General features: G+C 73.9%; 18 protein-coding genes. All 18 read left to right on the top strand.

Annotated elements, in window-relative coordinates; translation table 11 throughout:
• Positions 1 to 56 precede the first annotated feature (56 nt).
• The 18 genes from acs to KYT88_RS09205 all read left to right on the top strand — a co-directional run bounded on the left by acs (position 57) and on the right by KYT88_RS09205 (position 20863).
• Positions 57 to 2099, top strand: coding sequence for an acetate--CoA ligase (gene acs, locus KYT88_RS09290; protein ID WP_043586598.1), 2043 nt, complete (start codon positions 57 to 59; stop codon positions 2097 to 2099).
• 112 nt (positions 2100 to 2211) lie between these two features.
• Positions 2212 to 2796 (top strand): bifunctional pyr operon transcriptional regulator/uracil phosphoribosyltransferase PyrR, encoded by a 585-nt coding sequence (gene pyrR / locus KYT88_RS09285; protein ID WP_043586600.1) that lies wholly within the window; start codon positions 2212 to 2214, stop codon positions 2794 to 2796.
• Complete coding sequence (locus tag KYT88_RS09280) at positions 2793 to 3749, top strand: aspartate carbamoyltransferase catalytic subunit (protein WP_043586605.1); 957 nt, start codon at positions 2793 to 2795, stop codon at positions 3747 to 3749. Before pyrR ends, KYT88_RS09280 begins: the two co-directional genes overlap by 4 nt.
• The gene (locus KYT88_RS09275; RefSeq protein WP_043586607.1) at positions 3746 to 5158 is read left to right on the top strand and encodes a dihydroorotase; all 1413 of its coding nucleotides are present in this window, start codon (positions 3746 to 3748) and stop codon (positions 5156 to 5158) included. Before KYT88_RS09280 ends, KYT88_RS09275 begins: the two co-directional genes overlap by 4 nt.
• Entirely contained in the window at positions 5155 to 5682 is a 528-nt protein-coding gene (locus KYT88_RS09270) for a PH-like domain-containing protein (protein WP_237583624.1), read from the top strand. Before KYT88_RS09275 ends, KYT88_RS09270 begins: the two co-directional genes overlap by 4 nt.
• A 5-nt stretch (positions 5683 to 5687) precedes the next feature.
• A complete protein-coding gene (gene carA / locus KYT88_RS09265; protein WP_043587845.1) occupies positions 5688 to 6860 on the top strand; it encodes a glutamine-hydrolyzing carbamoyl-phosphate synthase small subunit in 1173 nt (390 codons plus the stop codon).
• Complete coding sequence (carB, locus tag KYT88_RS09260; protein ID WP_043586609.1) at positions 6860 to 10150, top strand: carbamoyl-phosphate synthase large subunit; 3291 nt, start codon at positions 6860 to 6862, stop codon at positions 10148 to 10150. The genes carA and carB overlap by 1 nt, the downstream gene beginning before the upstream one ends.
• A complete protein-coding gene (gene pyrF / locus KYT88_RS09255) occupies positions 10147 to 11040 on the top strand; it encodes an orotidine-5'-phosphate decarboxylase (RefSeq protein ID WP_051629363.1) in 894 nt (297 codons plus the stop codon). Before carB ends, pyrF begins: the two co-directional genes overlap by 4 nt.
• Positions 11037 to 11945, top strand: a complete 909-nt coding sequence (gene gmk / locus KYT88_RS09250; RefSeq protein WP_043586615.1) for a guanylate kinase — start codon at positions 11037 to 11039, stop codon at positions 11943 to 11945. Before pyrF ends, gmk begins: the two co-directional genes overlap by 4 nt.
• A 48-nt stretch (positions 11946 to 11993) precedes the next feature.
• On the top strand, positions 11994 to 12263 hold the full coding sequence (rpoZ, locus tag KYT88_RS09245; RefSeq protein ID WP_012038467.1) for a DNA-directed RNA polymerase subunit omega: 270 nt from the start codon (positions 11994 to 11996) through the stop codon (positions 12261 to 12263).
• Positions 12264 to 12341: 78 nt separating this feature from the next.
• Positions 12342 to 13556 carry a bifunctional phosphopantothenoylcysteine decarboxylase/phosphopantothenate--cysteine ligase CoaBC gene (coaBC, locus tag KYT88_RS09240; protein WP_043586618.1) on the top strand — a complete coding sequence of 405 codons (1215 nt, stop codon included), beginning with the start codon at positions 12342 to 12344 and terminating at the stop codon, positions 13554 to 13556.
• 38 nt (positions 13557 to 13594) lie between these two features.
• Positions 13595 to 14806: a methionine adenosyltransferase gene (gene metK, locus KYT88_RS09235; protein WP_012038465.1), complete on the top strand. Its 1212-nt coding sequence runs from the start codon at positions 13595 to 13597 to the stop codon at positions 14804 to 14806.
• 42 nt (positions 14807 to 14848) lie between these two features.
• A complete protein-coding gene (locus tag KYT88_RS09230) occupies positions 14849 to 16921 on the top strand; it encodes a primosomal protein N' (protein WP_081840963.1) in 2073 nt (690 codons plus the stop codon).
• A gap of 91 nt (positions 16922 to 17012) precedes the next feature.
• A complete protein-coding gene (gene fmt, locus KYT88_RS09225; protein ID WP_043586622.1) occupies positions 17013 to 17930 on the top strand; it encodes a methionyl-tRNA formyltransferase in 918 nt (305 codons plus the stop codon).
• Entirely contained in the window at positions 17927 to 19408 is a 1482-nt protein-coding gene (locus KYT88_RS09220; protein ID WP_081840964.1) for an RsmB/NOP family class I SAM-dependent RNA methyltransferase, read from the top strand. The genes fmt and KYT88_RS09220 overlap by 4 nt, the downstream gene beginning before the upstream one ends.
• A 10-nt stretch (positions 19409 to 19418) precedes the next feature.
• Positions 19419 to 20087 (top strand): ribulose-phosphate 3-epimerase, encoded by a 669-nt coding sequence (gene rpe, locus KYT88_RS09215; protein ID WP_043586623.1) that lies wholly within the window; start codon positions 19419 to 19421, stop codon positions 20085 to 20087.
• Positions 20088 to 20121: 34 nt separating this feature from the next.
• Positions 20122 to 20490 (top strand): FKBP-type peptidyl-prolyl cis-trans isomerase, encoded by a 369-nt coding sequence (locus KYT88_RS09210; RefSeq protein ID WP_012038460.1) that lies wholly within the window; start codon positions 20122 to 20124, stop codon positions 20488 to 20490.
• Positions 20491 to 20599: 109 nt separating this feature from the next.
• Positions 20600 to 20863 (top strand): phosphoribosyl-ATP diphosphatase, encoded by a 264-nt coding sequence (locus tag KYT88_RS09205; protein ID WP_043586624.1) that lies wholly within the window; start codon positions 20600 to 20602, stop codon positions 20861 to 20863.
• The last annotated feature ends 6 nt before the right edge of the window (positions 20864 to 20869 follow it).

Here is a 20869-nt window from a genome sequence, read left to right as displayed (position 1 = left end):
TCGCCCCGTGACGTCCCGGTTCCGGATCCGCGGTGCGCCGCACGTACCGTCGTCGCATGACCTCGCAGCGCACCGAGCAGGCCGAGACCGCACCCGATGCCGTGGAGGGCACCGCGACCGAGCAGGCGCTCTTCCCGCCGCCCGCCGCGCTCGCCGCCGCCGCGAACGTCACCGCGGAGGCGTACGACCGGGCGGAGGCGGATCCTGTCGCCTTCTGGGAGGAGGCCGCCCGCCGTCTCGACTGGGAGACGCCGTGGGAGACGGCGCACACGTGGATCCCGCCGGTCGCCGCCGACGGCAGCCCGCAGGTCCCCGCCGCCACGTGGTTCGCGGGCGGACGCCTCAACGTCGCCGTCAACTGCGTCGACCGGCACGTGACGGCGGGACGCGGGGAGAAGGTCTCGCTGCGCTTCGAGGGCGAGCCGGGCGACCGCCGCACGGTCACCTACCGCGACCTCCAGGAGGAGGTGTCCCGCGCCGCCAACGCCCTCACGGCCCTCGGCGTCGGCCCCGGCGACCGCGTCGTGATCTACCTGCCCGTGCTCGTCGAGACGATCGTCGCGACGCTCGCCGTCGCCCGCATCGGCGCCGTGCACTCGCTCGTGTTCGGCGGCTTCTCCGCGGAGGCCCTGCGCTTCCGCGTCGAGGACACGGGCGCGAAGCTCCTCATCACGAGCGACGGGCAGAACCGGCGCGGCACGGCCGTCGCCACCAAGCCGCAGGCCGACGAGGCCGTCGCGGGCGTCGCGTCGATCGAGCACGTGCTCGTCGTCCGCCGCACCGGCCAGGACGTGCCGTGGACCGCGGGACGCGACGTCTGGTGGCACGACGCGGTGGGATCCGCCTCTCCGCTGCACGAGCCCCGCGCCTTCGACGCCGAGCACCCGCTCTTCATCATCTACACCTCGGGCACGACCGGCCGCCCCAAGGGCCTGGTGCACACGAGCGGCGGCTACCTCACGCACGCGTCATGGGCGCACTGGGCCCACTTCGACGCCAAGCCCGACGACGTGCACTGGTGCACGGCCGACCTCGCCTGGGTCACCGCGCACACCTACGAGATCTACGGGCCGCTCTCCAACGGGCTCACGCAGGTGATCTACGAGGGCACGCCCGACACGCCCCACCGCGGGCGGCACCTCGAGATCATCGAGCGGTACGGGGTGACGACGTACTACACGGCGCCCACGCTCATCCGCTCTCTCATGGGCTGGTACCCGGAGGGCGTCGACGGGCACGACCTGTCGAGCATCCGGCTGCTGGGGTCCGTGGGGGAGGCGATCAACCCCGCCGCGTGGCGCTGGTTCCACCGGGAGATCGGCGGCGGTCGCGCGCCCGTGGTCGACACGTGGTGGCAGTCCGAGACCGGGGCCGCCGTCATCGCGCCGCTGCCGGGCGTCTCGACCCTGAAGCCCGGCGCCGCCGGCCGCGCGCTGCCCGGGTTCCGCGTGGACGTGGTCGACGACGACGGGGAGCCCGCCGCAGATGGGGAGGGCGGCCTCCTCGTGATCCAGCGTCCCTGGCCCGGCATGGCCCGCACCGTGTGGGGCGATCCCGACCGCTACCGCCGCGCGTACTGGGAGCGGTTCGCCGACCGCGGCTGGTTCCTCGCGGGCGACGGCGCCCGGCGCGACGCCGACGGCGACGTGGCGCTGCAGGGCCGGATCGACGAGGTCGTCAACGTGTCCGGCCACCGCCTCTCCACCATCGAGATCGAGTCGGCGCTCGTGGCGCACCCGCGCGTGGGGGAGGCGGGCGTCACGGGAGTCGCGGACGACCTCACCGGCCAGCGCGTGGTCGCGTTCGTCGTGCCGCGCGGCGACGACCGGCCCGCGGACGACGACGCGGAGGGCTGGGCGGCGCTCGCCGCGGAGCTGGGGCCGATCCTCACGGCGCACGTCGCGCGCGCGATCGGGCCGGTCGCGAAGCCGCGCCGGATCGTCGCGGTGCCGGACGTGCCCAAGACGCGCTCGGGCAAGATCATGCGGCGCCTCCTCGCCGACCTCGTCGAGGGCCGCACCCTCGGCGACGCCACGAGCCTGCAGGACGCCGCCGTGCTCGGCCGGATCCGCGCGGTGCTCGACGCGTCCGAGCGCTGAGGACACGCGCGGGCTGCGCGACGCACCCCGCGCACGGGGGACACCCGCTAGAGTGACCGGCGGAACAGACCACCTTTAACATCCGTCCCGAGAGGCGGGGAAGGAGGTCGGATTGCCTCAGCGCATCGTGCTGCAGCCCTCTGACATCACCCGTGCGCTCACGCGCATCGCCCACGAGATCCTCGAGTCGAACCGCGGCCCGCACGGCCTGCTGCTCCTCGGGATCCCCACCCGCGGCACCGTCCTCGCCGAGCGCATCGGCCGGATCATCGCCCGCCTCGAGCCCGAGGCCCCCGCCGACCTGGTCGGCTCGCTCGACGTCACCATGTACCGCGACGACCTGCAGCGGAACCCCACCCGCGCGCCCGCGCCCACGCGGCTGCCCGCCGGCGGCGTCGACGGCCGGACGGTCGTGCTCGTCGACGACGTGCTCTTCTCCGGCCGCACCGTGCGCGCCGCCCTCGACGCCATCGGCGACCTCGGCCGTCCCACGGCCGTGCGGCTCGCCGCGCTGGTCGACCGCGGCCACCGCGAGCTCCCCATCCGCGCCGACTTCGTGGGCAAGAACCTGCCGTCGAGCCTCGCCGAGCGGATCTTCGTCCGGCTCGAGGAGACCGACGGCGAGGAGTCGGTGAGCATCGCCGGCCCGGACGACGATGCCGCGAGCGACTCCGCGGGCGAGGGGGCGACCCGATGAGGCACCTGCTCTCCACCCGCGACCTGTCCCGCGACGAGGCGATCCACATCCTCGACGTGGCCGAGGACATGGCCGACGTCGGCACGCGCGAGATCAAGAAGACGCCCGCCCTCCGCGGCCGCACGGTCGTCAACCTCTTCTTCGAGGACTCCACCCGCACGCGCATCTCGTTCGAGGCCGCCGCCAAGCGCCTGTCGGCCGACGTCATCAACTTCAGTGCCAAGGGGTCGAGCGTCTCCAAGGGCGAGAGCCTCAAGGACACCGCGCAGACGCTGCAGGCGATGGGCGCCGACGGCGTGGTCGTCCGGCACCCGTCGTCGGGCGCGCCGCACACGCTCGCCGGCAGCGGCTGGATCGACGCCGGGATCGTCAACGCGGGCGACGGCACGCACGAGCACCCCACGCAGGCGCTGCTCGACGCGTTCACCATCCGCCGCCGGCTTCACGGATCCGCCGCACGCGGCACGGGCCTCGACGGCACGCGCGTCGTCATCGTCGGCGACGTGCTGCACAGCCGCGTCGCCCGCTCGAACGCCTGGCTCCTCACGACGCTCGGCGCCGAGGTCACGCTCGTCGCGCCGCCCACGCTCGTGCCGGTGGGCGTCGGATCCTGGCCCGTCACCGTCCGCTACGACCTCGACGCGGCGCTCGTCGAGGGCACGCCCGACGCCGTGATGATGCTCCGGATCCAGGCCGAGCGCATGCGCGCCGCCTTCTTCCCGAACCCGCGCGAGTACGCGCGCATCTGGGGCCTCGACGACGCGCGGCTCGCGCTCCTCGGGCCCGATACGATCGTCATGCACCCGGGGCCCATGAACCGCGGGCTCGAGATATCCGCCGCCGCCGCCGACTCGGAGAGGTCCACGGTGCGCGAGCAGGTCGCCAACGGCGTCTCGGTGCGCATGGCCGTCCTCTACCTCCTGCTGTCCGGCGACGGGAAGGCCGACCGATGACCCAGAACGACACGAACCCCGACGACACCCACCTGATCCGCGGCGCGACCCTGCCGTCGGGCGGGCGCGCCGACATCCTCGTCGCCGACGGGCTCATCCGCGAGATCGGGCCCGACCTCGCGGCGCCCACGGGCGCGCGCGTCATCGAGGCCGACGGGCTCATCGCGCTGCCCGGACTCGTCGACCTCCACGTGCACCTCCGCGAGCCCGGCTACGAGCAGAGCGAGACCGTGCTCACGGGATCCCGCGCGGCGGCCCTCGGCGGCTTCACCGCGGTCTTCGCGATGGCCAACACCATGCCCGTGCAGGACACCGCGGGCGTCGTCGAGCAGGTCAAGGCGCTCGGCGACGCGGCGGGCTACGCGACCGTGCGCCCCATCGGCGCGGTGTCGGTGGGCCTGGCCGGCGAGTCGATGGCCGAGATCGGCGCGATGGCCTCGAGCCGCGCGGCCGTCCGCGTCTTCTCCGACGACGGCAAGTGCGTCTCGGACCCGCTGCTGATGCGCCGCGCGCTCGAGTACGTGAAGGCGTTCGACGGCGTCATCGCGCAGCACGCGCAGGACCCGCGCCTCACCGAGGGCGCCACCATGAACGAGGGCGCGCTGTCCGGCGAGCTCGGCATCACGGGCTGGCCCGCGGTCGCCGAGGAGTCGATCATCGCGCGCGACGTGCTGCTCGCCGAGCACGTCGGGTCCCGCCTCCACGTCTGCCACGTCTCCACCGCCGGCTCCGTCGACGTGATCCGCTGGGCCAAGGCCCGCGGCGTCGACGTGACGGCCGAGGTCACGCCGCACCACCTCCTCCTCACCGAGGATCTCGTCGCCGGCTACGACGCGCGCTACAAGGTCAACCCGCCGCTGCGCCGCCGCGAGGACGTCCAGGCCCTCCGCGCCGCCCTCGCCGACGGCACGATCGACGTGGTCGCGACCGACCACGCGCCGCACCCCACCGAGGCAAAGGACTGCGAGTGGGACGCGGCCGCGTTCGGCATGGTCGGCCTCGAGTCGGCGCTCTCCGTGGTGCAGCTCGCCATGGTCGACACGGGGCTCCTCGACTGGCAGGGCGTCGCGCGCGTCATGTCGCACGCGCCCGCGCGCATCGGCCGCCTCGCCGAGCACGGGCACGCCCTGGCCGGCGGATCCCCGGCCGACATCACGCTCTACGACCCGTCGGCGTCGCGCGTCTTCGGGCGCGACGACCTCGGCGGCCTCAGCGGCAACTCGCCCTACCTCGAGATGACGCTGCCCGGCCGCGTCGTCGCGACCCTCCACCGCGGCTACCCGACCGTGCTCGACGGCGCGCTCGTCGACCGCGAGACCGTCGCCCGCGCCGCCGTCCTCCGCGACCGCGCGGACGCCGACGCGCGCGGCGCGACGACCTCGGCCGGCGTCCCGGAGGCACGCGCATGAGCGGCCGCCTCGGACCCGCGATCACGGTGATCGCGCTCCTCGTCCTGCTGCTCGCGCTCATGGTGCTCGGCTGGCGCGCGCGCCGCCGCCGCCAGCGCGCGCTGCCCGAGCCGCCGCGCCCGCCCGCCGGGCTCGGCGCGCCCGCGCTCGAGGTCGACGTGCTCTACGTCGCCACGACCACGGCGGGGGAGCCGCTCGACCGGCTGACCGTGGCGCCCCTCGGCTTCCGCGGCCGCGCCGCGGCCCGGGTGCACGACGCAGGCCTGGTGCTCGCGATCGACGGCGAGCGCGAGGTGCTCGTGCCCGCCGACCGCATCACGGGATCCGGGCTCGCGACCTACGCGATCGACCGCGTCGTGGAGGAGGGCGGCCTCGTGGCCGTCACCTGGATCCTCGACGAGGCGGCCGGGACCTCGGTCGACACGTACCTCCGGGTGATCGACCCGCGCGAGAAGACCGCGCTCGTCGACGCCCTCCACCACATCACGCGTCCTGCGCACGACGACGACAACGAAGGGAAGTGACCGACATGGCCCGACACGAACCAGCTGTCCTGGTGCTCGAGGACGGACGGAGGTACGTCGGACGCGCGTACGGCGCCCGCGGCGTGACCCTCGGCGAGGCCGTCTTCGCGACCGGCATGACCGGCTACCAGGAGACGATCACGGACCCGTCCTACGCGGGCCAGATCGTGCTCCAGACGGCGCCGCACATCGGCAACACCGGCATGAACGACGACGACATGGAGTCCCGGCGCATCTGGGTCGCCGGCTACGTCGTCCGCGACCCCTCCCGCGTGGTCTCCAACTTCCGCGGGCAGCGCACGCTCGAGGACGACCTGGTCGCGCAGGGCGTGGTCGGCATCTCCGGCATCGACACGCGCGCGGTCACGCGCCGGATCCGCGACGAGGGCGCCATGCGCGCCGGCGTCTTCTCCGGCGAGGCGTTCGCGCTCGGCGACGAGGAGCAGCTCGCGCAGGTGCGGCAGGCGCCCGACATGACGGGCCGCAACCTGTCCGCCGAGGTGTCCACGCAGGAGACGTACACGATCCCGGCGGTCGGCGAGCGCATCGGATCCGTCGCGGTCCTCGACCTCGGCATCAAGACCGCGACCGTGAAGCACCTCGCCGCCCGCGGCCTCGACGTGCACGTCGTGCCGCAGTCGATCACCACGGCCGAGCTCGAGGACCTCGCGCCCACCGCGGTCTTCTACTCCAACGGCCCCGGCGACCCCGAGGCCTCGCAGTACCACGTGGAGCTCCTGCAGGACGTGCTCCGCAAGGGCATCCCGTTCTTCGGGATCTGCTTCGGCAACCAGCTCCTCGGCCGCGCCCTCGGCTTCGACACCTACAAGCTGCCCTTCGGCCACCGCGGGATCAACCAGCCCGTGCTCGACCGCCGCACCGGCCGCGTCGAGATCACGAGCCAGAACCACGGCTTCGCGGTCTCCGCGCCGCTCGACGGCCCCGTCGAGAGCCCCGCCGGCTTCGGCCGCGCGGAGGTCAGCCACGTCTCGCTCAACGACCAGGTGGTCGAGGGGCTGAACTGCCTCGACATCCCCGCCTTCAGCGTGCAGTACCACCCGGAGGCGGCCGCCGGTCCCCACGACTCGTCCTACCTCTTCGACCGGTTCATCGAGCTGATCCACGATGCCGCGGGCACCGCCCCCGCGTCCGCCGCGACCCCCCAGGAGACCGTGTAATGCCCAAGCGCGACGACATCAACAGCGTCCTCGTCATCGGCTCCGGGCCGATCGTCATCGGCCAGGCCGCCGAGTTCGACTACTCCGGCACGCAGGCCTGCCGCGTGCTCCGCGAGGAGGGCGTGCGCGTCATCCTCGTGAACTCGAACCCCGCCACGATCATGACCGACCCGGGCTTCGCCGACGCGACCTACATCGAGCCGATCACGAGCGAGGTGCTCGAGAAGATCATCATCAAGGAGCGTCCCGACGCGGTGCTCCCGACCCTCGGCGGCCAGACCGCGCTCAACGCGGCCATCCGCCTCGACGAGCTCGGGATCCTCGCCAAGCACGGCGTCGAGCTCATCGGCGCGAAGGTCGAGGCCATCCAGAAGGGCGAGGACCGCCAGCTCTTCAAGGACCTCGTCATCGAGTCCGGCGCCGACGTCGCCCGCTCGCACGTCGCCAAGACGCTCGAGCAGGCCGTGGAGTTCGCCGAGGACCTCGGCTACCCGCTCGTGATCCGCCCCTCGTTCACCATGGGCGGCCTCGGCTCCGGCTTCGCGCACACGCGCCAGGAGCTGGAGCGCATGGTCGCCGACGGCCTCCAGTCGAGCCCCACCACCGAGGTGCTCCTCGAGGAGTCGATCCTCGGCTGGAAGGAGTACGAGCTCGAGCTCATGCGCGACACGGCCGACAACACGGTCGTCGTCTGCTCCATCGAGAACGTCGACCCGGTCGGCGTCCACACGGGCGACTCGATCACGGTCGCGCCGGCGCTCACGCTGACCGACCGCGAGTACCAGCACATGCGCGACATCGGCATCGACATCATCCGCCGGGTGGGCGTCGACACGGGCGGCTGCAACATCCAGTTCGCGGTGGACCCCGCGGACGGCCGCCTCATCGTCATCGAGATGAACCCGCGAGTCTCCCGCTCCAGCGCCCTCGCCTCGAAGGCGACGGGCTTCCCGATCGCGAAGATCGCGGCCAAGCTCGCCATCGGCTACCGCCTCGACGAGATCCCCAACGACATCACCAAGGTCACGCCCGCCAGCTTCGAGCCCACGCTCGACTACGTCGTCGTGAAGGTGCCGCGCTTCGCGTTCGAGAAGTTCCCGGCCGCGGACGCCGAGCTCACCACCACCATGAAGTCGGTCGGCGAGGCCATGGCCATCGGCCGCAACTACTCCACCGCGCTGCAGAAGGCGCTGCGCTCGCTCGAGAAGCGCGGATCCTCCTTCCACTGGGGCGCGGAGACCCGCTCGGTCGACGAGCTGCTCGAGGTGAGCCGCACGCCCACCGACGGCCGCATCGTCACGGTGCAGCAGGCGCTCCGCGCGGGCGCCACGGCGGAGCAGGTCTTCGACGCCACGAAGATCGACCCCTGGTTCATCGACCAGATCGTGCTCATCAACGAGGTCGCCGACGCCGTGCGCGACGCAGGCTCCCTCGACGCGGACACGCTCCGCGAGGCGAAGGACCACGGGTTCTCGGACGCGCAGATCGCCGAGATCCGCGGGCTGACCGAGCAGGAGGTGCGCGACGCGCGCCACGCGGCCGACATCCGCCCCGTCTACAAGACGGTCGACACGTGCGCGGGCGAGTTCCCGGCGCTCACGCCGTACCACTACTCCAGCTACGACTCCGAGACGGAGATCGTGCCGTCCGAGCGCCGCAAGGTGATCATCCTGGGCTCGGGCCCGAACCGCATCGGCCAGGGCATCGAGTTCGACTACTCGTGCGTGCACGCGTCCTTCGCGCTGGCGGACGCCGGGTACGAGACCATCATGATCAACTGCAACCCGGAGACGGTCTCGACCGACTACGACACGAGCGACCGCCTCTACTTCGAGCCGCTCACGCTCGAGGACGTGCTGGAGATCGTGCACGTCGAGCAGCAGGCGGGCGAGCTCGTCGGCGTCGTCGTGCAGCTCGGCGGCCAGACCGCGCTCGGCCTCGCCAAGGGCCTCGAGGCGGCGGGCGTCCCGATCCTCGGCACGAGCCCGTCGGCCATCGACCTCGCGGAGGAGCGGGGCCTGTTCTCCGGGATCCTCGACGCCGCGGGCCTCGTCGCGCCGCGCAACGGCACGGCCGTCGCGATCGACGAGGCCGTGGTCGTCGCGGAGGAGATCGGCTACCCCGTCCTCGTCCGCCCGAGCTACGTGCTCGGCGGCCGCGGCATGGAGATCGTCTTCGACACCGCGACGCTGCACGACTACTTCCTGCGCATGGCCGACCAGGGGATCATCGGCGAGGGCAAGCCCCTCCTCATCGACCGGTTCCTCGACGACGCCATCGAGATCGACATCGACGCCATCTACGACGGCCATGAGCTGTACGTCGGCGGCGTCATGGAGCACATCGAGGAGGCCGGGATCCACTCGGGCGACTCGAGCTGCACGCTCCCGCCCGTCACCCTCGGCCGCGGCCAGATCCAGCAGGTCGTCGACGCCACGCGCGCCATCGCCGAGGGCGTGGGCGTGCGCGGCCTCCTCAACGTGCAGTTCGCGATCGGCGCGGGCGTGCTCTACGTCCTCGAGGCGAACCCGCGCGCGAGCCGCACGGTGCCCTTCGTCTCCAAGGCGCTCGGCATCCCGCTCGCGAAGGCCGCGTCGCTCGTCATGGTCGGCACGTCCATCGCCGAGCTGAAGTCGTCCGGGCTCCTGCCCGAGCGCGACGGATCCGACGTCCCGATGGACTCGCCCGTCGCCGTGAAGGAGGCCGTGCTGCCCTTCAAGCGGTTCCGCACGAAGGACGGCCTCATCGTCGACTCCGTGCTCGGCCCGGAGATGCGCTCGACCGGCGAGGTCATGGGCATCGACCGCGACTTCCCGCGGGCGTTCGCGAAGAGCCAGGAGGCGGCGTTCGGCGGCCTCCCGCTCTCGGGCACGGTGTTCGTCTCGGTCGCCGACCGCGACAAGCGCTCGATCGTGCTGCCGGTGCTCCGCCTCCAGCAGCTCGGCTTCGAGGTGCTCGCGACCGCGGGCACGGCGGAGATCCTCAGCCGCAACGGGATCCAGGCGCGCGTCGTGCGCAAGTACAGCGAGGAGCCCGCCGAGGGCGACTCGCCGTCGATCGTCGACCTGATCAACCGCGACGAGGTGGACGTCGTCATCAACACCCCGTCGGGCCGCACGGCGCGCGCGGACGGCTACGAGATCCGCGCGGCGGCCGTCGCGGCGGACAAGGCGCTGTTCACCACCATCGCGCAGCTCACGGCGGCGGTCGCGTCCTTCGACGCCATCCGCGCGGGCTTCGACGTGACGAGCCTGCAGGACTACGCGATCGCCCGCGAGGCCCGCAGGTGACGACCGCGGACGGCGGGGCGGTTCCCGACGCCCCGTCGTTCGGCGCGCGGCTCGCCCGCACCTTCCGCGCGCACGGGCACCTCTGCGTCGGCATCGACCCGCACCGATCGCTGCTCGACGCCTGGGGCCTCGGCGACGACGCGCGCGGCCTCGAGGAGTTCGGCCTCCGCGTGGTCGAGGCGACCGCGGGGCGGGCAGGCATCGTCAAGCCGCAGGTCGCGTTCTTCGAGCGCCACGGATCCGCCGGGTACGCCGCCCTCGAGCGCGTGCTCGCCGCCGCGCGCGACGCCGGCCTCCTCGTGATCGCCGACGCCAAGCGCGGCGACATCGGCTCGACGGTCGACGCGTACGGCGCCGCCTGGCTCGCGCCCGACAGCCCGCTGCGCGCCGACGCCGTCACCCTCACGGCGTACACGGGCGTCGGATCCCTCGACGGCGTCCGCGCGGCGGCCGACGCCTGGGGCGCGGGCGTCTTCGTGCTCGCCGCGACCTCGAACCCCGAGGCCCGGGACCTGCAGCGCGCCGTGCTCCCCGGCGACGGATCCGCGGTCGGCCGCACGGTCGCGCGCGGGATCCAGGACGCGGCCGTCGCCGCGAACGGCCCGCTCGACGACCCGTCGGCCGACCCCGGGTCCTTCGGGCTCGTCGTCGGAGCGACGGTCGACGCGGCCGACGCCGGGCTCGACCTCGCGCGGCTCGTCCGCACCCCGATCCTCGCGCCCGGCTTCGGCCACCAGGGCGCGCTGCTCGGCGATGTCCGGAAGCTGTTCGGCCCGGCCGCGGGCGTTGTGATCGCGGCCGCGTCGCGGAGTATCCTCGCGGCAGGGCCACGGCGTGTCGCGGAGGCCGTCACCGACCACGCCGGACGACTCGAAGAGGTGCTGCCATGAGGCCCGAACCACCCGAGGTCGACCGGGTCGCCGCTTCGCAGGCCGCCGTCGCCGCCCGCCGCGCACGCGCGCAGGTGAAGCACGACATCGTCACGGGGGAGCGCACCCCGCTCGGCGTCCTCGACGCGTCCGCGGATCCCGCCCACCGCGCCGAGGCCACGCTGCGCGTCACGGAGTTCCTCACGAGCATCCCGAACATCGGCCCCACCAAGCTCGAGCGGATCCTCGGCGACCTCGGCATCTCCACCGCCAAGCGCCTCGGCGGCCTCGGCGTGCACCAGCGCGTGCGCCTCACGCGCTTCCTCGAGGAGTGGCAGGCCGCGAAGCAGATCGTCGAGCCCAGCCGGCTCGTGGTGCTGGCAGGTCCCACCGCGGTGGGCAAGGGCACCGTCTCCACCTTCATCCGCGAGAACGAGCCCGACGTGCTGCTCTCCGTCTCCGCGACCACGCGCGCGCCGCGTCCCGGCGAGGTCGAGGGCGTCAACTACTTCTTCGTCTCCGACGCCGAGTTCGACCGCATGGTCGAGCAGCACGAGCTCCTCGAGTGGGCCACGGTGCACAACGCGCACCGCTACGGCACGCCGCGGGCGCCCATCGACGCCGCGCTGGCCGAGGGCCGGAGCGTGCTGCTCGAGATCGACATCCAGGGCGCGCGCCAGGTGAAGGCCGCGATGCCGGAGGCGCGGCTCGTGTTCCTGCTGCCGCCCACCTGGGAGGAGCTCGTGCGCCGCCTGGTCGGTCGCGGCACGGAAGGACCCGAGGAGCAGCAGCGCAGGCTGGACACCGCGAAGGTCGAGCTGGCCGCACAGGACGAGTTCGACCACCTCGTCGTCAACCGAGATGTCGCGGAGGCGGCGCGCGAGGTCGTAGACTTGATGAAATCCAGGAAGGCCGTCGGTCCATGACACGGACCCGTGCGGCCTTCTTCCATGCAATGAGGAAGCGGCACATCCATGGTTGACAAGACCCAGGGCATCATCGACCCGCCCATCGACGAGCTCCTCTCGAAGGTCGACTCGAAGTACGCGCTCGTGATCTTCGCCTCCAAGCGGGCCCGCCAGATCAACGACTACTACGCCGACCTGCACGAGGGCAGCCTGTTCGACAACGTCGGACCGCTCGTCGACAGCACCATCGACGACAAGCCCCTCTCGGTCGCCATGCACGAGATCAACGAGGACAAGCTCGTCGCCACGCCCATCGTGGAGCCCGCGGCCTCCTAGCCGCCCGCCGTCCCGGATGCCCCGCGCCGACCGCACCCCGCACGCCGCTCCCGCCCACGGGTCCCGGAGCGCCGCCGCGTGATGGTCGTCGTGGGGATCACGGGCGGCATCGCGGCCTACAAGGCCGTCGGCGTGGTCCGGGGCCTCGTGCTCCTCGGCCACGACGTGCACGTCGTGCCCACGGAGGCGGCGCTCCGCTTCGTCGGGAAGCCGACGCTCGAGGCCGTCAGCCGGAACCCGGTGACGAGCGACCTCTACGACGGCGTCTCCGAGGTCCGCCACGTGGCGCTCGGCCAGAAGGCCGACCTCATCGTCGTCGCCCCCGCCACCGCGCACACCCTCGCCACGATGGCGCTCGGCCTGTCGGACGACCTGCTCGGCACCACGATCCTCGCCAGCCGTGCGCCCCTCGTCGTCGCCCCCGCGATGCACACCGAGATGTGGCAGCACCCGGCGACCCAGGCCAACGCGGCCCTCCTGCGCTCCCGCGGTGCCACCCTCGTCGGCCCCACCTCGGGCCGCCTCACCGGGACGGACTCCGGGCCCGGCCGCATGGCCGAGGTGGAGGACGTCATCGCCGCGGCCCTCGCCGCCGTCCGACCGGGCGGTCGCGACCTCGAGGGCCGCCGCGTCGTCGTGTCCGCGGGCGGCACGCGCGAGCCGCTGGATCCCGTGCGCTTCCTCGGCAACCGCTCCTCCGGTCGGCAGGGCGTCGCGCTGGCCGTCGCCGCGCGCGACCGCGGCGCCGACGTCGTGCTCGTGGCCGCGCACCTCGAGGTGCCCGCGCCGACGGGCGTCCGCGTGGTGCCCGTCTCGACCGCGCTCGAGCTGTCGGACGCGATGCTCCGCGAGGCGGATCACGCCGACGTGGTGATCATGGCCGCGGCCGTCGCCGACTACCGGCCGGTCGCCGTGTCCGCGGGCAAGATCAAGAAGGAGGAGGCGGGCGACGCGCTCTCCGTCGAGCTCGTGCGCAACCCCGACATCCTGCAGCGGCTCGCGTCCGACGCGGCCGTGCCGCGCGCCGACGGCACCCGCCGCCTGGTCGTGGGCTTCGCGGCCGAGACCGAGGAGGACCCGGCCGAGCTGCTCAGGATCGGCCGCGCGAAGCTCGCGCGGAAGGGCTGCGACCTGCTCGTCCTCAACAGGGTCGGGTGGTCCGAGGGGTTCGCCACGGAGGGCAACACGATCACGGTGCTCGGGAGGACCGGCGATACACTTGCCGAGGCCTCCGGCTCCAAGGAGCAGGTCGCCCATCGAATTCTCGACGTAGTGGGCGCGCCGACGCAGTAGCGAACGGCGCGCGACCACGCGATCCCCTGGAGGCACCCGTGACCGACCTGCGCCTGTTCACCTCCGAGTCCGTCACCGAGGGTCACCCCGACAAGATCTGCGACCAGATCTCGGACAGCATCCTCGACGCGCTCCTCACGCAGGACCCGACGAGCCGCGCGGCCGTCGAGACGCTCGTCACCACGGGGCTCGTGCACGTCGCCGGCGAGGTCACCACGAGCGGCTACGTCGACATCCCGCAGATCGTGCGCGACCGCATCCGGGACATCGGCTACGACTCCTCCGAGGTCGGCTTCGACGGCAGCAACTGCGGCGTCACGGTGTCCATCGGCGCGCAGTCGCCCGACATCGCGCAGGGCGTCGACCGCTCGTACGAGTCGCGCTCGGGATCCGCGTCCACCGACGCGCACGACCTGCAGGGCGCAGGCGACCAGGGCCTCATGTTCGGCTACGCGTCGCGCGACACCCCCGTCTTCATGCCCCTGCCCATCTACCTCGCGCACCGCCTCGCCGAGCGCCTCGCGGCAGTCCGCCACTCGGGCGAGCTCGCGTACCTGCGGCCCGACGGCAAGACGCAGGTCACCATCGGCTACGAGGGGCTCGTGCCGCGCACGGTCGACACGGTCGTGCTCTCGACGCAGCACGGCCCGCAGGTCTCCCAGGAGGACCTCCGCCGCGAGGTCGAGGAGCACGTGATCCGCCCGGTGCTCGCCGCAGCGGCCGAGATCGGCATCGAGCTCGACTCGCGCGACGCGACGCTGCTCATCAACCCCACCGGCAAGTTCGAGATCGGCGGGCCCAAGGGCGACGCGGGGCTCACCGGACGCAAGATCATCGTCGACACCTACGGGGGATTCAGCCGGCACGGCGGCGGCGCGTTCAGCGGCAAGGACCCGTCGAAGGTCGACCGCAGCGCCGCGTACGCCATGCGCTGGGTGGCCAAGAACGCGGTCGCCGCGGGCCTCGCCGACCGCCTCGAGGTGCAGGTCGCCTACGCCATCGGCAAGGCCGCGCCCGTGGGCCTCTACGTCGAGACCTTCGGCACGGCGCACGTGCCCGAGGAGCGCATCGTGCGCGCCATCCGCGAGACCTTCGACCTGCGTCCCGCCGCCATCGTCGAGCGGCTCGACCTGCTCCGTCCCATCTACGCGCAGACCGCCGCCTACGGGCACTTCGGTCGCGAGCTGCCGGACTTCACCTGGGAGGCGCTCGACCGTGTCGCCGACCTGCAGAGCGCCGCGGGCCTCTGACGCGCCCCGCCGCCCGGGTCCCGGCATGACCGGGAGGGTCGGGTGACCGCGGGGGAGGCCGTTCGCGGATCCGCGACGCCCGCGGCCGAGGCGGGCACGCGCCCGCCCGTCGTGCGGGTGATGGTCGACTCGCCGCTGCCGCAGCTCGACCGGCTCTTCGACTACGCCGTGCCCGAGGAGCTCCGCGCGACGTGCGTGCCCGGCGTCCGCGTGCGCGTGCCGCTGCGCTCGGCGGGCCGGGTGGCCGACGGCTACGTCATCGAGGTCGGCGACGGCGGGGGCTACGACGGCGCGCTCAGCGAGGTGGAGCAGGTCGTGTCGCCGCTGCCCGTGCTGCGCCCGGAGATCTGGACGCTCGCGCGGGAGGTCGCCGACCGGCAGGCCGGGACCGCGTCCGACGTGATCCGCCTGGCCGTGCCGCCGCGGCAGGTGCGCGTGGAGAAGGGGCACATCCTGGCGGCGACGACGACCGACGCGGATGCCGACGGCGCCGCGGGATCGACCGCGGAGGCGGACGCCGCCGCCGCGGACGCCCCGCCCGCGGACCTCCCGCCCATCGACGGCTACGCGCCCGACGGCCTCGCCGCCGCCGTCGACGGATCCGGTCGCGTGGCCGTCGACGCCATCCCCGAGGTCGTCGAGCTGCCCGGCGGCATCTGGGCCGGCCGCTGGGCCGTCACGCTCGCGCAGGCCGCGGCGCGCGTGCTCGCGTCGGGACGCAGCAGCGTCCTCGTGGTGCCCGACTACCGCGACCAGGACCAGCTGGAGGCCGCCCTCGCCGCGCACGCGCCCGTCGGCTCCGTGCTGCGCACCGACGCGCGCCAGTCCGGTCCCGACCGCTACCGCTCCTTCCTCGCGGGCCTCGGCGACACGCCCCGCATCGTCGTCGGCAACCGCTCGGCCGTCTACGCGCCCGCGCCGCGCCTCGGCCTCGTCGCGATGTGGGACGAGGGCGACCCGCTGCACGCCGAGCCGCTCAGCCCCTACGCGCACGCGCGCGACGTCGCCCTCCTCCGCAGCCGTCAGCAGGGGACGGCGCTCGTGCTGCTCGCGCACTCGCGGAGCACGGAGGTCGAGCGCCTCGTCGCGATCGGCTACCTCGCGAGCGTCTCGCCCGCGGCCACCCGGACCCCGCGGGTGATCCCGACCACGTCGCAGACGGGCGACGAGGGCTTCGCCCGGCAGGCGCGGATCCCCTCGGGCGCGTGGCGAGCGGCCAAGGACGCCGTCGAGCACGGGCCGGTCCTCATCCAGGTCGCCCGCCCCGGGTACGCGCCGCTCGTCGCCTGCCGCGCCTGCCGCCAAGCCGCCCGCTGCACCGTCTGCACGGGCCCGCTCGGCATGTCCACCGCCACGAGCACGCCCACGTGCGGCTGGTGCGGGCACCTCGCGGGCGACTGGCGCTGCGCCAACTGCGGATCCGACGAGCTGCGCCTCGTCACCATCGGCGCGGGCCGCACGGCGGAGGAGCTCGGACGCGCCTTCCCGGGCGTGCAGGTGGTGCTGGCCGACGGCGAGCGCCACGTGCAGGAGGTCGACGCCGAGTCGCGGCTCGTCGTCGCCACGCGCGGGGCCGAGCCCGTCGCAGCGGGCGGCTACCGCGCGATCCTGCTGCTCGACGGGGAGCGCATGCTCGCGCGCGAGAGCCTCCGGGTGGGGGAGGACGTGCTCCGCCAGTGGTCGAACGCCGCGGCCCTCGCGGCTCCGCGCGCGCCCGTGATGCTCGTGGGCGTCGGCGGCCAGGTCGCGCGCGCCCTCGCGACCTGGCAGCAGGCGAGGTACGCCCGCGAGGAGCTGCTCGAGCGCCGTGCCCTGCGCTTCCCGCCCGCCGTGCGCGCGGCGAGCGTCGAGGGCCTGCCGGACGCGGTCGGCCAGGCGGTCGAGCGGCTCGCGGGGATCGAGGGGGTCGACGTGCTCGGCCCGGTGCCCACCGAGCAGGGCCGGGTCCGCGCCATCGTCCGGCTCGACTACGCGAGCGGCCCGGATGCGGCGCGCGAGCTCCGCGCCGCCGTCGTGCGCAACGCCTCGAGCCGTCGCAAGCCCGTCGCGGGCCGCGCCGGGTTCCGGCCCACGGTCCCGCTCCGTGTACGGTTCGACGACACGGGGCTGTTCTGATGCGCGTCCGTCGAGCCGACCGCGCATCCGGCCCGACAGCTCGTCCCGCATCCACCGCTCGCCCCGCACGCCGTCCCCGGGAGGGAACCGCATGAGACTCGTCTTCGCCGGCACGCCCCGAGCGGCCGTGCCGTCGCTCGTCCGCCTGCACGCCTCGGGCCACGAGGTGGCGCTCGTCGTCACGCGGGCCGACGCGCCCACCGGCCGCAAGCGCCTGCTGACGCCGTCGCCCGTCGCCCGGGAGGCCGAGGGGCTCGGCATCCCCACGCTCCGCACCAACCGGCTGGACGAGGAGGCGACCGCCCGCATCGCCGCGGTCGGGGCCGACCTCGGGGTGATCGTCGCCTACGGCGGCCTCGTGCGGGAGCCGCTGCTGTCCACGCCCGCCCACGGCTGGATCAACCTGCACTTCTCCCTCCTGCCCCGGTGGCGGGGAGCGGCGCCCGTGCAGCGCTCGATCATGGCGGGCGAGACAGTCACGGGCGCCAGCGTCTTCCGACTGGAGCGGGGCATGGACACCGGTCCCGTGTTCGCCGTGGAGGAGCGGCCCACGGGCGCGCACGAGACCGCGGGGGACGTGCTGCACGCGCTCGCGATGCAGGGTGCCGACCTGCTCGTCCGCACGGTCGACGGGATCGCCGCGGGCAGCGCCGTCGCGCGTCCCCAGGAGGGCGAGCCCACGCTCGCGCCCAAGACCTCCATCGACGACGGCCGGATCGACTGGGCGCGCCCGGCGGATGCCGTGCTCGCGCAGATCCGGGGCGTGACGCCGGAGCCCGGCGCGTTCACCTCGGTGGACGACGTGCGCGTCAAGGTCCACCGCGCCGCCGAGCTGCGCGACGCCGCCCCGCTGGACCCCGGGCGCATCGAGTCCGTCGGCGGCGCCGTGATGGTCGGCACCACCAGCCATCCCGTCGAGCTCATCCAGGTGCAGCCCGCGGGGAAGAAGCCCATGCCCGCCGCCGACTGGTGGCGCGGCGTCACGACGAGGGACATCACCGCACGATGAGCGACAGCACCGGATCCCCCGCCCGTCGACCGGACGGCCGCCGTCCCGCGGGAGGCGGCCGTCGTCCATCCGGCGACCGCGCCGAGGTCGGCGGCCCCTCGTCCGTCAGCCCGGCCCGCCGCGTCGCCTACGAGGTCGTGAGCGCCGTCCGCGAGTCCGACGCGTACGCGAACCTGCTGCTGCCCGTCAAGATCCGCCGCGCCGCCCTCAGCGCGCAGGACGCGGCGCTCGCCACGGAGCTGACCTACGGCACCCTGCGCATGTCCGGCTACTACGACCGCGTGATCGAGCTGGCCGCCGGCCGTCCCGTCGCCGCGATCGACGCGCCGATCCTCGACGTCCTGCGCCTCTCGGTGCACCAGCTCCTCAGCATGCGCGTCGCCACCCACGCCGCCGTCAACGAGGGCGTCGACATGGCGCGTGCGGTCGGATCCCGCTCCGCCACGGGGTTCGTCAACGGCGTCCTCCGCACCATCACCCGCTCGGAGCCCGCCGAGTGGCGGCAGCGCGTGCTCGACAGCGCCGCGAGCGACGACGAGCGGCTCGCCCTCGAGCACTCCCACCCGCTCTGGGTGCTCCGCGCCCTCCGCCAGGCGCTCGCCCGCGAGGGCCGCGCCGACGAGCTCGAGGATCTCCTCCGCGCCGACAACGCCGCCCCCGCCGTGAGCCTGGTCGCGCTGCCCGGCCTGGCGACCGTCGCGGAGACGCAGGAGCAGCCGGCCGCCTTCTCGCCCGTCGGCGCCTACCTCGAGGGCGGCGACCCGATGGACGCTCCCGGCGTCGCCGACGGCCGCGTCCGCGTGCAGGACGAGGGATCCCAGCTCGCCGCGCTCGCCCTCAGCCGCGCCCGTCCGGTCACCCCCGGCGAGCGCTGGCTCGACCTCTGCGCGGGACCCGGCGGCAAGGCCGCGCTCCTCGCCGCCGAGGCCGGCCGCTCCGGCGCCCTGCTCACCGCCAACGAGCTCGTCCCCGCCCGCGCCGGCCTCGTCCGCGACGCCCTCCGCGCCGTCCCGGGCGACACCGAGGTGTGGGAGGCCGACGGCACGACGGTGGGGGAGACCCACCCGGGGGAGTTCGACCGGATCCTGCTCGACGCCCCCTGCAGCGGCCTCGGCGCCCTCCGCCGCCGACCCGAGGCGCGCTGGCGCAAGACCCCGCGCGACGTCGCGGGCCTCGGCGCCCTGCAGGCCGGCCTCATCGACTCCGCGATCGGTGCGCTCGCGCCCGGCGGGATCCTCGCCTACGTCACGTGCTCGCCGCACCTCGCCGAGACCCGCGCCATCGTGCAGGCCGCGCTCCAGCGCCACGCCGACGTGACCGCGCTCGACACGCGCGCCGTGCTCCAGGAGGTGGCCGACGGCGACCTCGAGCTGCCGGAGGCCGACCCCGACGCCGGCGCCCGCGGATCCAGCGTGCAGCTCTGGCCGCACCGCCACGGCACCGACGCCATGTTCATCGCCCTGCTGACCCGCCGGTAGGGTCGGGAGCATGCCCGTCCGCATCGAACCGAGCATCCTGTCCGCCGACTTCGCGAACCTCGAGCGCGAGATCCAGCGCCTCGCCACCGCCGACCTCGTGCACGTCGACATCATGGACAACCACTTCGTGCCGAACCTCACCTTCGGCCTGCCGATGGTCGAGCGCCTCCAGCAGGTGACCCCGGTCCCGCTCGACATCCACCTGATGATCGACGACGTCGACCGCTGGGCGCCCGGCTACGCGGAGGCGGGCGCCGCGAGCGTCACGTTCCACGCCGAGGCCACGCGCGAGCCCGTCGCGCTCGCCCGCCGGCTGCGCGAGATCGGCGCCCGGGCAGGTATAGCGCTGAAGCCCGGCACGCCCGTCGACGACTACCTCGATCTCCTCCACGAGTTCGACCAGGTGCTCGTCATGACGGTGGAGCCCGGCTTCGGCGGCCAGTCCTTCATGCCCGAGACCATGCCGAAGCTCCGCGCCCTGCGCTCGCGCCTCCGCGAGTCCGGCCACGACGTGTGGCTCCAGGTCGACGGCGGCATCGACGTCGAGACCATCGGCCGCGCGGCCGAGGCCGGCGCGGACACGTTCGTCTCCGGATCCGGCGTCTTCCGCGGCGGCGACCCCGGGTCGGCGATCGCCGAGCTGCGCCGCGCCGCCGAGGCGCACACCCACGCGCACTGACGGAGGGCCCGCGCGGATCTGCTTGACTGGATCCATGACCGACACCACCAAGCCCGAGGTCGAGCCCGTCGACGGCCCGGCCCCCGCAGAGCTGACCATCTCCGACATCACCGTGGGCGACGGCCCCGAGGCCCAGCCCGGCGACACGGTCGACGTGCACTACCTCGGCGTCGACTTCGAGTCCGGCGAGGAGTTCGACTCCTCGTGGAGCCGCGGCCAGTCAGTGCGCTTCCCCCTCCGCAGCCTCATCGCCGGCTGGCAGCAGGGCATCCCCGGCATGAAGGTCGGCGGACGCCGCCAGCTCGTCGTCCCGCCGGAGCTCGCCTACGGCCCCGCGGGCGGCGGCCACCGCCTGTCCGGCCGCACGCTGATCTTCGTGATCGACCTGCAGGGCGTCGGTTAGCACGCGTCCTCCGCACGACCAGCACCACCACCGGGAGGCCGGGAGCATCGCGCTCCCGGCCTCCCGTCGTCGTGCCGGGCGCCCGTCGTGCGGCTGTACCCTGGAGCACGTGAAGACCTTCGATGACCTGTTCGGCGAGCTGACCCGCATCGCCGCCGAGCGGCCCGAGGGGTCCGGCACCGTCCGCGAGCTCGACGGCGGCGTGCACGCGATCGGCAAGAAGGTCGTCGAGGAGGCCGCCGAGGTCTGGATGGCGTCCGAGTACGAGTCCGACGACCGCACGGCCGAGGAGATCTCGCAGCTGCTGTACCACGTGCAGGTCATGATGATCGCGCGCGGCCTCACCCTGGAGGACGTCGGCCGACATCTGTGACGCCCA

Source organism: Clavibacter sp. A6099 (genome assembly GCF_021919125.1).
Classification (GTDB): Bacteria; Actinomycetota; Actinomycetes; order Actinomycetales; family Microbacteriaceae; genus Clavibacter; species Clavibacter seminis.
This window is presented reverse-complemented; position numbering and strand designations above follow the sequence as displayed.